This is a genomic window from Flagellimonas pacifica (genome assembly GCF_900215465.1).
GTDB lineage: Bacteria > Bacteroidota > Bacteroidia > Flavobacteriales > Flavobacteriaceae > Flagellimonas > Flagellimonas pacifica.
Genome location: NZ_OBEH01000001.1, coordinates 1,216,490 through 1,230,442 on the forward strand (window position 1 = coordinate 1,216,490; position 13,953 = coordinate 1,230,442).

A 13,953-nucleotide genomic window follows, 5' to 3' on the forward strand; every position below is an offset into this window, starting at 1 on the left:
TGAACAAAATGGAAGAGTTTAAAAATATAGACGACTTTTTGGCCAAATGGGCAAGTGGGGAACTGTCCGATGACCAGAAGAAATCCTTTGAACAATCTGAAGAATACACGTATTATAAAGCTATTCTTGAGGGTACAGAGGTATTGGATGTTCCTCATTATAATAAAGAGGGACTATATCAAAAAGTACAAGCACAAAAAGAAAAAGAAGGAAAGGTAATTTCACTTGTGCCAAAATGGGTGTATACAACAGCGGCGGCCGTTGCAGTACTGTTTTTTGGATATATTTGGCCTACAAACAGTGCCACAGAATATTCCACAGGATATGGGGAGCAGTTGACCGCTCATTTGCCAGACAACAGCGAGGTTATAATCAACTCAAATTCAACCCTATCATTTCATAAAAAAGATTGGAAAAATGGGAATAGAAACGTTGACTTAAATGGAGAGGCCTTTTTTAATGTTGAGAAAGGTTCCAATTTTACAGTTGAAACAACGAATGGGCGAGTGACCGTAATGGGAACGGAGTTTACGGTTAGCTCTGAGGACAACTTTTTTCAGGTAGTTTGTTATGAGGGAAAAGTTAGGGTGTCCCTTAAAGATTTGTCACAAACATTACTTCAAGGAGATGCTTTCAGAATTCATAAAGGAACTGTTGAAAATTGGAAGATGAACAATGTAGAACCAACATGGATACAAGGTGAAAGTAACTTCACCAATGCTCCTTTATCCCAAGTCGTGAAAGCACTTGAAAATCAATTCGATATTACCATTAATACCGAAAATGTTGATACGGATATCCGGTTTACTGGAAGTTTTACGCATGGAGATATGAAGATCGCACTGCAAATCGTTTTTGAGTCCATGGATATTACATATACTTTTACCGACAAGAATACCGTTATTCTTGTTGTGAAGTAGATGAAAAACCTTTTTGTTCCTTTTTTTTTCTTGCTGTGCATTACTGCATCCGCCCAAAAGATCACACATTCGTTTGTGTTTGACGATGTTTCACTAGCAGACGCACTTGATGAAGTTGGCAACGCATTTGATGTTAAATTCTCTTACAAGACCATAGTGGTCAAAAATAAACGTGTTTCGCTGAGTATTTCAGATGGAAATTTGGAAAATGTTATTCGTGATTTAGGAAATCATACAGGAATCACTTTCAATAGAATTAATGGTCGCTATTATGTTTTAAAGGAATCACCACTTGCATTTTGTGGCTATTTAAATGATAAAACAGATGAATTTCCTATTGTTGGCGCTACGGTGGCCAATGTAAAAAAGAGAATGGGAACAGTGACCAACAATGATGGTTTTTTTAAACTTGAAAATATATACGCTTCCGATACAATTTCAATATCATATTTGGGATATAAAACACTCGTTTTTTCAGTTGGAAGTTTCAACGAAAATGATTGCTCTGTTTTCCAACTATCCTCAGACACTCAAATGCTTCAAGAGGTTGTGGTAAAGGAATATTTAGCCCGTGGAATATCCAAGAATCAAGATGGGGCCATTAGAATTTCACCCAATAATCAAGACATCCTTTCAGGATTGCCAGAACCTGATGTGCTCCAAAGCACACAATTGCTTCCGGGAATTGAAAGTCCTAATGAAACTGCTTCGGGCCTTTATATAAGGGGTGGTACACCAGACCAAAATCTTATTCTTTGGGATGGCATCAAAATGTATAATTCAGATCATTTTTTTGGTATGCTGTCCGCGTTCAATCCATACATTGTAAAAGATGTAAAAGTATATCGTAGTGGTGCCCTTCCGGAATATGGTGATAGGGTGTCAGGAGTATTGGATATAGAAACAGACAATCGCATAGCGGACAGGGCAGAAGGAGGATTTGGTTTTAATATGACACACGGCGATGCCTATCTCAAGATTCCCATTTCAGAGAAATTCGGATTTCAAATATCCGCTAGAAGATCTTTTACAGACTTTTTTGACACACCTACATTTAATAAATTTACTGATAAGGTGTTCCAGAATACAAGTATCAGAAGAAATCAAGAGGTATTTGAACCAGAGTTTACAAAAAGCACACAAACTTTTTATTTTACGGATGTTACGCTCAAGACTATTTGGGATATCTCAGAAAAAAATAGCATTACAGTTTCGGCCCTCTCAACCCGGAACAAACTTGACTATTCTTTTGAAGATACTGAGTTTGTGGATATTTCCAGTGATAAGCTCAATATTAAAAACTATGGAATAAGCGCTACATGGAACAGTGACTGGAACACTAAAATTTCTTCAAAATTTCAAACATATCATTCTACTTATGATTTTACCTATGATGGACGAAATCAATATTTCAACTCTGAACGAGTTACCTCCAAAAGAAACACTATAAAGGAAACTGGGCTTTCCTTTAAAGTTAATTGGCAGATAAATGAAAAATGGTCGTTCGGAAATGGGTATCAGTTTTTTAATAATCGAGTTGATTTTCTTTTACAACAAGATGATTTCTCTGAAAGTGATAAGGTGGATAATCCTACCCATAGCTTGTTTCAAAACCTAGTCTATCAATTTAAAACAGGTTATGCTCAAATCGGACTTCGTAGCTCATATTATTCTGAATTGGAACGTTTTCTTTTTGAACCCAGACTTTATGTTGAAAAAAAGCTTGGAAAGAACATTAGATTGAAAGGGTCTGCAGAAGTTAGAGGGCAGGCCATTAGTCAAGTTTTGGAATTCGCTACGCTGGACTTTGGATTGGAAAATCAGATTTGGGCTTTGGCAAACGGAAGGGATATTCCAATGTTGGAGAGTTATCAGTTTTCAGCGGGGCTTCTATGGTATAAAAATGGATGGAGTGCAGAGATTGAGGCATATCATAAAACTATTGATGGAATTACTTCCTTCACACGTGGTTTTGAATCGGTTGACAATAGTTTTACCAAGGGGAAAAGCGTGACGAATGGGGCAGATTTATTTGTCAAAAAGAAATGGAACAATTATTCTTCTTGGTTGGGCTATACCCTTTCTAATACAGATTTTGGATTTTCCGAACTCAATATGGGAAACTCTTTTAAAGGCAATAACAATATTGGTCATTCCCTAACCTGGTCACATTTTTATACATGGAAAAATCTTCAATTTTCACTGGGATGGAAATATAGAACAGGCATTCCGTTTACGGAGGCCGTGAGAGCTATTGAGACAGATGACAATGTTCAAATAGAGTATGGAACAATAAATGATCAAAATTTGCCTGACTACCATAGACTGGATTTTTCACTGATTTATGATTTTGTATTATCCAAAAAACAAAATCCGGTTAAGGCCAAAATTGGATTTTCGCTGCAAAACATATATGGGCAAAGAAATATTTTAAATAGAAGCTATGGTCTGTTTCAAGTTGCAGATGAGCAGAATAATATCAGTGTTGAACTGCAAGAAATTGCTAGATATTCTTTAGGAACTACGCCTAATCTGGTGTTTAGATTACAGTTTTAAATTTGATTCTCCTGTAAAAGCCTCCCTAATTCATATTGTTTTATCATCATTTATGGCTTAGAATTTCACATCATTTTTGCAAAACTTATAGTACAAATCATGTTAGACCTTTTTTGGACAACTTGCATATCTAACTCGTTTATAATCAGCTATTTTTAGAGGAGAGGCAGCAAGGTTTATAACAAAATAGAAAGTTTTATGAGCTTAAATTGATCTAAGGAAGAAAAAGCTTTCATCGTTTATCCGATGTTTCACAACAAATGATCGATGAAATACAACATATTTTCCTTTTAACGGATCGTAGTGGATATGTTTGAATATTCCCACAAGGAAAGACAACTTCAACTCACTGACTATGAACACATCCGTAACCCACCAAAAAAAAGGAACCTTTTTCTTGTTTTTTTTGTTCTTGCTTGCTTCATTTCAGGTAAGCTATGCTCAAAACTGTTCGGTTAATGCAGGAGTGTCAGAAACTATTTGTGAGAACGATGGAACATTTACTTTATCAGGGTCTTCAGCTGGGCTTGTCCAAAGTGCGCCAACATGGTCTCAAGTAGGAGGTCCGTCTGTAATTATCAATGACCCATCCAACCTCAATACGGGAGTTACGGGTCTTGTGGGAGGAAATACATATACTTTTAGATTAAGTGCTACTTGTACAGATGGAACATCGCAGTTTCAAGATGTTGATATCATGGTACAGCCCATTACTATAGCTAATGCTGGAAACAATATAGCTTCATGTCCTGACAATTTAGGAACGCTAACCACCAATGCAAATACTCCACTTAATGGAGGAGAGACAGGGCAATGGAGTATAATCGGCAGCAACAACGCAGGAATAACCATTAATTCTCCAACTTCGCCAACCACAAGTTTGACCCTAGCGGAGACAAGTGCTGGAGTTACGACATTACAATGGACAATTACCGGACCGGATTTTGCGCCCGGACAGTTTTGCGAATCAAGTTCCACCATAACTGTGACCAATTACGGAGGAGTTTCAGTTGTTAATGCTGGTTCGGACCAAAACCTGGATAATTGCTATACAGTAACACAATCAACTTCCATGGCTGCCAGTTTTGGAGGAAACAATATTAATGGACAAGTGGGTGCTTGGTCTTTTGTGAGTGGACCCAATACACCCATCATAGCTAATGTAAATAACAATAATACTGGAATTTCAAATCTTATTGAAGGCTCTTATGTATTCAGGTGGTCTGTAAACGGGCCTTGTGTGACGGGCGAAGATACCGTAACGATCAATATCGCAGCGGCTACTCAAGATATTTCAAGCGCATCTATACAGAATAATAATATCCGTTTTTGTGATGCAGGCATTACTACAGTTACACTTGAAGGGTCTCAACCACAATTTACAGGAGAAACGGTTACTTGGACTCAAACTTCAGGTCCTGGAGGAGCAAGTATTTTAACCCCTAACTCACCAACTACACAAATTACAGGATTGGATGGTAGTAGTACCTACCAGTTTACCTATACTATTGAAAATGGTACTACGTTGTGCAGTGATTCTGCAACGGCAACTATACGATATTCTACCAGCCCCGTTTCTATTACTGCAAATGGAGGAAGTGATATTGTTGCGGCTTGTGGAATAACAAGTGTAAACATTCCATTCACTACTACCGGAAACGGAACAAATACATATAGCATTATCAACGGACCGAGTGGTTCAGCATTGGTCAACCCAGGTACATTTACCAATACTGGGGGAACACCTTTAAATATTGATTTTGATGTTGAAGGGACCTATACTGTATTGTTTAGAAGAGCACTTAGTGGAACTATACAAACAGGTTGCGATGTGGCAACTGATGCCATAAATGTAACAGTGGCTCTGACACCAACAGCGGCGAACGCAGGAACGAATCAAAATTTGGCTTGTAATGTAAGCAGTACAGATATTACTGGTAATACAATTACTGTGGGCAGTTCCCTTTGGTCGCAGATAAGCGGTCCAAATACAGCAATAATAGCTACCCCATATGCAAGAACCACAAATGTTTCTGGTTTAATGCCAGGAACCTATGTATTTCAATACGGGATTTCTGGAGGAAGTGCATGTGCACCCGCCATGGAGGATACAGTTGAAATAGTGGTGTCATCTGATGCTCCAGTTGCTACGGATGCTGGTTTAGATCAGACCATTTGTTTTGGGGCACCTACCCAATTGGATGCCAATGTACCGCCATCGACCAACTTGGTGGGAACATGGACTGTGGATTCCGCTCCAGTTGGAGCAGCCATTGTATTTGAAGATGAGAATGACCCAAAAACCTTGGTTTCTGGATTGGATGATGCTAATGAAACCTATATTTTTCGTTGGACAATAAACAATCCTGGTGACCCAACCTGTCCAAACCCTGGAGCCGATACTGTAACCATAAATACAAATGCAACGCAGGGGCCTACTTTGGCTGATGCTGGGTCCGATCAATGTTTGGGTGCAGGCACTTCTTCGGTGACTTTGGCTGGAAATCAACCAGCGGTTGATGAAATAGGGACTTGGACAGCGGTTCCGGCAACAGGAATTGCATTTGATGATGCCAATCAATTTGATACCGATGCAACTATTACTATAGAACAGAGCTATGTACTTACTTGGACCATTGCAAAAATTGCCCCGGGATGTCAATCTATCTCAGATGAGGTGGAAGTAACCGTGGGCGCCAATGCAATTGCCAATGCAGGTCCCGATCAGACCGCCTGTCAATCTGTTTTCACAATGGATGCTTCTGGATCTGTAGGTAGTAGTGGAGTATGGACCCAAATTTCTGGACCAGGTGGATATACTTTTGATGATGAAACCAGCCCAACGGCACAGATCACTTTTGGTTTTTCTGGACAATATGTTTTTGAATGGACATCAAACAACGGTTCTTGTTCCTCAGATACTGACCAGGTGACATTAAACGTTGGAATTCCTCCAACAACAGCTACTATTACAACTCCATCTGAAACCATTTGCTCTTCTACATCTATTATATTGGATGGAAACCCGTTTGACAGCAATATAGAAACAGGATATTGGACTTTACTTTCAGGAGCACCCAATACACCAACTTTTTCAAATGTTAATGACCCCAATGCTTCAGTGACCGGTATGGTTTCTGGAACTTATACTTTTCGATGGACAATAGCAGGAGACAGTAACTGCCCGACTAGTTTTGCGGACAAAACTGTTGATGTTTTTGTGCCAGCAGATGCTGGCCCTGATTTGGAACTTTGCCAAGTTCAAAATTTCTTGTTGGAAGCCACTTTTGGTTCAACAGGTACATGGACGCAAGTATTTGGTCCAGGAGTGGGCGGTGCACCAGGTACACCAGCAACGATTTCTCAAAATCCATCCGACAGCAATGTAGCTGAAGTGAGCAACATTATTTTAGGAGCAGCGTATATTTTTGAATTTACAACGAACTATCCCGGATCAACAGGATGTGGAAATACTTCGGATCAGGTAAGGGTAGAATCCAGTGGATTGCCAACCGTATTGCCCAATGCCGGACCTGACCAATTATTATGTTTGGGGGATTTGGTAGTGGCCAACCAAACTACTTTGGCAGGGAATACACCACCCGATGATGTGGATGAAGCTATATGGCGTTTTACGGAACAACCTGCCGGAAGTACAGCGGTAATTACCAACGATATGGATCCCACATCCACAATCACAGGACTAACGGTACCGGGAACCTATATTTTGGAATGGAATTTTGAATCAGGACATTGTTTAAATACTTCGGATGTTGTCCGTATTGAAGTTTATGGAACACCATCAACTGCTGATGCGGGCACAGATCAGCTAAATGCGTGTCAGTTGGATGCGCAATTGAATGCTGTTTCTCCAACTTCTGGAACAGGTACCTGGACTTTTACAGTAGACCCCTCTGGTGGGGCAGCGGTGATTGATAACCCCAATTCACCTACCTCTACAATATCTAACATTACAGCAACTGGGACCTATACCCTTACCTGGACGGTGGCCCATAACGGTATAGCTTTTGTTGACAGTCCTTCGGCCTGCGACCCCAGTTCAGATACCGTGGACATAACATTTCCGGCGAATGCTCCATCAACTGCAGATGCAGGACCAGATCAAGAATTTTGTGGAGCAACGCAGACCAATATGGCGGCAGTTGCAATAGCGGTGGGGACTGGAACATGGACTCAAACTTCTGGACCTGGAGTAGGAGGTACACCTGGAACCCCTGCTAATATTGTTGCACCAAATAGTGAAACCACCTTAATTGATACCTTGGAGCCAGGTACTTATGAATTTACATGGACCGTGGTCAATGGAGGTTGTACGTTTGCGGATACCATGGAATTGGTGAATTATGCAGATCCTGGAAGTGCGGATGCCGGTCCAAATCAAAACTTAAATCAGTTTTCTTCAGTAACGTTGGCTGCGGTTCCTGCTACGGCAGGAGTAGGTATATGGACTCAAGTTTCTGGGCCAACAACGGTAGGTTTTGTGAATGAAAATGACCCCGCTACAGATGTTTTTGGAGCAACTACGGGAACCTATGTTTTTGAATGGAGAATATCTAACGGTATATGTACGGATGTTTTTGATACAGTAGAAATAGCGTTGGTTGGAATTGATTTAGAATTGACCAAATCTGTATTGCCCACTTCAACCAATCCTGGCGATACGGTCACATTTACTATAGATGTTTTCAACAATGATACATCCACAACTTCAGATGCAACAGGAGTTTCAGTTAGAGATGTTATTCCTTCAGGATATGTCTTAGTTCCAGGAACAGTTAGCAATGGGGGAGTATACAATGTAGGGGATTTATCAATCACGTGGTCAAACCTCTCCATAACAAATGGAAATACACTAAGCTTAATGTTTGATGCTACGGTAAATGCATCAGGAGATTATGTGAATACTGCTGAAATAACAGCTAATGATATTTTTGATATTGATTCTACGGTCAACAATGGTTTGGCTGGGGAAGATGATCAAGATACCGCGGAGGTAACAGTGACAGCTGCGGATTTAAGCCTGTCCAAAGATGTTAGTTCAGGATCAAGCCTTACACCAAATATTGGTGATACAGTTGTTTTTGAGTTGACGGTCACCAACGCTGGACCGGATACGGCAACAAATATCACAGTTGAAGATATAATCCCTTCAGGATTAACCGTTGGAACCATCAATAATGGAGGCTCCAACTCAGGAGGAACCGTAAGCTGGAACATTGCTTCCTTGGCAGTGGGTACCACAACAGTATCCTATGAAGTTACCGTGAATGCTCCCACCGGAACCCCTAATGAATATGTAAATACTGCTGAGATTACAGCTTCCGACCAGTATGACCCCAATAGTTCACCCAATAATGATGATGGAGATCAAAGTGAAAATGATGAGGATTCAGTATCCCTAACAGTTTCTGAAGAAGCTGATTTGAGCATTGCCAAAAGTGTAATTGTAGGTTCAACAACCCCAAATGTAGGGGATGCTATTACCTTTGAATTGGTGCTTTCCAATGCTGGACCCAATGATGCTACGGGAGTTTCAGTAGAAGATATACTTCCAGTAGGATTTACGCTTACCGCTGTTAACGGAGGTGGAGCTGCAGGGGGAAATACAGCAAGTTGGTCAGGATTGTTTATCCCTTCGGGAGGAAACACAGCACTGACGTATCAAGCAACAGTAAATGTACCTACCGGTGCACTTGGAGAATATACCAACAGTGCTCAGATTACAGCCAGCAACCAATCGGATCCTGATAGTGACCCAACTGTAGGCTCTGGAGCTGATGATTTAGGAGATGCCATTGCCGATGATGATGAAACAAATTTGACCATCACCCCTCAAACAGCTAATCTCTCTTTAGATAAGTCCGTGGATAATACTACCCCAGATGTGGGTGATACCGTAACTTTTACCGTTCAAGTAGATAATTCGGGACCAGATTCGGCTTCCAATATGACTATTGAAGATGTTGTTCCTGTAGGTTATTCCATAGTTGGCGGAAGTGTTTCCAATGGTGGAATCTTCAATTTAGGAGGTTCTGAAGTTATTTGGAATTTGGCTACAGTACCGTTGGCTGGAGCTACTCTTACCTATCAGGCAACAGTAAATGCACCAACCGGAGCACTCGATGAATATGAAAATACCGCACAAATAACGGCAGTGGATCAATTTGATCCCAACAGTTCACCTAATAATGACGACGGCGATCAGAGTGAAGATGATGAGGATGCGCAAATTGTAATTCCAACTGCTTCAGATTTAAGCTTGGTAAAAGATATCAGTGCGGGATCTAGTGCTACTCCAAATGTTGGAGATACCGTAGTTTTTGAATTGACTGTGACCAATGCTGGACCAAGTACGGCGACCAATATAGTTCTTGAAGATATTGTCCCCTCGGGATACACCTTGGGAACTGTTAATGATGGAGGGAGTGCTATTGCGGGAACGTTCATTACTTGGAATATTGTTAATTTACCAGTAGGGTCTACAACAGTTTCATACGAGGTTGCCGTCAATGCGCCCGTGGGTGCTGCGGATGAATATTTGAATACTACCGAGATTGCTTCCGTAGATCAATATGATCCGGATAGTTCGCCAGGCAATGACGATGGTGACCAAGATGAAGACGATGAAGATTTCTTTGAAGTTGCCCCTCAGGTTGTTGATATTGAACTTGAAATTTTGGCAAGCAATACAACTCCAGATGTAGGTGATGTAATAACTTTTACCATCAATTTAAGCAATTCTGGTCCTGAAGCAGCAACAGGAGTATCCATTGAGAACTTAGTGCCGGCAGGATTCGGAACCATAGTAGGAATAAACAATGGTGGAACCTTCAACTTTGGTTCTAGGATTATTACGTGGACCGGTCTAACGGTTCCCGTAGGGACAAACACAACAGTTTTGACATTCAATGCTACGGTTTTGACGCCAACGGGTGCTTTGGGAGAGTTTGACCATGTTGCGGAGGTAACTTTTAGTAATCAATTTGATTCTGATAGCACACCTAATAATGATGACGGTGATCAGAGTGAAGATGATGAGGATGCCATTACGGTGGCACCGGAACAAGCAGATCTGTCTTTGGTAAAAACCGTGGTCGATAATGATATTGCCCCGAGTGTTGGAGATGAAATAAGTTTCGAAATAACCATCTCGAACGCTGGACCCAATGACGCCACCAATGTTGTAGTAACAGATTTACTGCCAACAGGATTTGACTATGTTTTGTATAGTGCAACTGCTGGAATCTACAATGATACAACTGGGGAATGGCAAGTGGGAACCGTTACAGGTGGAGGTTCAGAAACCTTGATTATAGATGTGTTGGTAAACGCTTCAGGAAATTATGTGAACACAGCCCAAATTACTGCTTCGGATGCTTTCGATATTGATTCCACTCCAAGTAATGGAGTTTCAGCAGAGGATGATCAAGATGAAGTTACCATAACCCCATCTGCTTTGGTAGACCTTTCTTTGACTAAAAATGTGGATAATACGAATCCAATAGTGAATACAAATGTGGTATTTACGTTAACGGTTTTTAATACAGGACCAAGTAACGCCACTGCAATTCAAGTTACAGATCAATTACCATCTGGATTTACCTATGTTTCTGATGATGGAGGAGGAAATTATGATGATGCGACTGGAATTTGGAATGTGGGAGCAATGGCCAATGGTGGCAATGCAAGTTTGAATATTACTGCAACCGTAAATCCAACTGGAAACTATACCAATATTGCTGAAATTACAGCTCAAGGTGAAACAGACAATGATTCCACGCCGAATAATGGAGTTGCAGGCGAAGATGACCAAGACCAAGTTATCATCAATGCCGCACCTCTTGTTGATATTTCAGTCACAAAAGCAGCGGATGACCTTACTCCTAATGTGGGTGACCCAATTGTATTTACAATTACTGTACAAAACGATGGACCCAATGATGCCACCAATGTTGTGGTCACAGATTTCTTGGCATCAGGATATGCTTTTGTAAGCGCTGTGCCATCCAATGGGGTATATGAGCCTTTAAATGGGTCTTGGACTATTGGAAACTTGGCTAATACCGCTTCCGAAACCCTTGTAATAACTGCAAATCTGTTGGCTGTTGGAGATTACACCAATATCGCAGAACTAACAGGATTAACCGAAACCGATGTGGATTCAACTCCCGCAAATAATGATGATACAGAAGATGATCAGCAAACCGTTGAACCCGTTCCTGTTTTGGTTTCTGATTTGTTATTGCGTAAATCTGTAAATATTTTGAGTCCGTTGGTGGGTGAAGATGTGATTTTCAACATCAGTATTACAAATAATGGGCCAAGTGATGTTACAGGAGTAGAGGTACAAGATTTGTTGCCTACCGGGTATACTTATATTTCCAACAATAGAACTGCTGGAGTTTATGACCCAAATACGGGCATATGGGAATTGAACGGGGTTATTCCAAATGGAACTACGGAGACCATGAATATTGTTGCTACTGTTAATCCATCAGGAGACTATTTCAATGTGACTGAGGTATTCTCGTCCAGTAACTTAGACCCGAATTCCACGCCAAACAACAACAATATCTTTGAAAATGATCAGGATAGTGCAGGCACAACACCAATTCCCGCTGCAGATTTAGCCTTGGACAAAACGGTAGACAATGCGTCCCCGGATGTTGGTTCCAATGTGACTTTCACTGTAACGGTTACCAATGATGGTCCAAGTGATGCAACAAGTGTTGTAGTTTCTGATGATCTTCCATCTGGATATACTTATGTCTCTGACGATTCTGGTGGGGCTTACAGTAGTGCCAGCGGATTGTGGAATGTTGGAATAATACCTGAAGGAAATAGTGCAGTCTTAAATATAGTTGCCCAAGTAAATGCTTTGGGGAACTACAACAATAGCGCTGAGGTAATTGCTTCCCTCCAACAAGATCCTGATTCCACTCCTGGGAACGATGTTCTTTCGGAAGATGATCAAGATGAACAATCCATCACCCCAAGAACGGTTACCGATATTTCAATTTCAAAAACAGCGGATAATCTAAGCCCATTGGTAGGAGAACAAATCGTATTTACGATCACCGCAAATAATGCTGGTCCCAATGATGCTTCGGGATTAGTGATTGAAGATGTGTTGGCAACAGGATATAGCTTTGTTTCAGCTACTACATCTTCTGGGGTCTATGATGAAATTTCAGGAGCTTGGGCACTACCCAATATTACAAATGGTACTGCAGAAACACTTCAAATAACAGCTACGGTATTAGCCAGTGGAGAATATAGAAATATCGCCGAGTTGATAGCGATGGACACTTTTGATCCTGATTCAACACCTAATAACAATTTGAATGCAGAAGATGATCAAGATACTGTACTTCCCGCTCCTAACGGATTGTCTGACCTTGAACTGACAAAAACGGTGGACAATGCCACACCCAATGTTGGTGATGTGGTGGAGTTTACTGTCATTATTACCAATAATGGATCAAGTGATGCCACAGGGGTGGTAATAACCGATCAATTGCCATCTGGTTATACCTATCAGTCGCATATTGCAACCGCTGGCACGTATAACGAAGGCACAGGAATTTGGAACATTAATGGTACTATTTTTAATCAGAATACCGAAACCTTGGTCATATTGGCAACAGTAAACACCCCTACTGGAACTGCGGATGAGTATTTGAACGTAGCCGCCATTACGGCTGCAGATTTGGCTGACCCAGACAGTAATCCAAACCAGGGAATTGATGTGGATGACTTGGCAGATGGAATTAGCGATGATGATGAGGCCATAGCGATGGTTACTCCGCAAACTACTGATGTTGCAATAACCAAAACGGTGGACAATGCTTCGCCAAATATTGGAGGAGAAGTAGTCTTCACGATTACAGTGACAAATCAAGGTAGTGTAGCCGCAACCAATATTGGTATAGAGGAACAATTACCCTCAGGATATAGATTGATTACTTCCCAAGCATCGGAGGGTGCCTATGATGAAGTTTCAGGTTTCTGGGAGATAAATTCAATTGATGCCTTGGGAACTGCCAATTTACAGCTTACAGTTGAAGTGTTGGATGTCAATAACTATCTGAACATTGCAAGCCTGGCCTATGTAGATCAATTGGATGTCAATGATGTCAATAATTCTGATCAAGCGGAGGTAGAACCTTCATGTTTGACCATATTTAACGAGTTCTCTCCAAACGGTGATGGCGTTAACGAATTCTTTAAGATTGACTGTATCTCAAGATACCCGAACAATGTACTCCAAGTATATAATCGCTGGGGGAACATTGTGTATGAACAACGCTCCTATAACAATGATTGGGATGGCACTTCAAATGGTCGTGCTACCGTTCAGAAAGGAGATTTGCTGCCAGTGGGAACATATTATTATGTCCTGGACTTAGGAGATGGCTCTGAGCCAAGAACAGATTGGTTATATATAAATCGATAA

General features: G+C 40.9%; 3 protein-coding genes. All 3 read left to right on the forward strand.

Features of this window, described 5'->3' with window-relative positions; genetic code table 11:
- Positions 1 to 8 precede the first annotated feature (8 nt).
- The 3 genes from CRO15_RS05430 (at position 9) to CRO15_RS05440 (ending at position 13,953) form a co-directional block, all read left to right on the forward strand.
- The gene (locus tag CRO15_RS05430) at positions 9 to 920 is read left to right on the forward strand and encodes a FecR family protein (RefSeq protein WP_133067207.1); all 912 of its coding nucleotides are present in this window, start codon (positions 9 to 11) and stop codon (positions 918 to 920) included.
- The gene (locus tag CRO15_RS05435) at positions 921 to 3,476 is read left to right on the forward strand and encodes a carboxypeptidase-like regulatory domain-containing protein (protein WP_097044733.1); all 2,556 of its coding nucleotides are present in this window, start codon (positions 921 to 923) and stop codon (positions 3,474 to 3,476) included.
- A gap of 355 nt (positions 3,477 to 3,831) precedes the next feature.
- Positions 3,832 to 13,953 (forward strand): T9SS type B sorting domain-containing protein, encoded by a 10,122-nt coding sequence (locus tag CRO15_RS05440; protein ID WP_133067208.1) that lies wholly within the window; start codon positions 3,832 to 3,834, stop codon positions 13,951 to 13,953.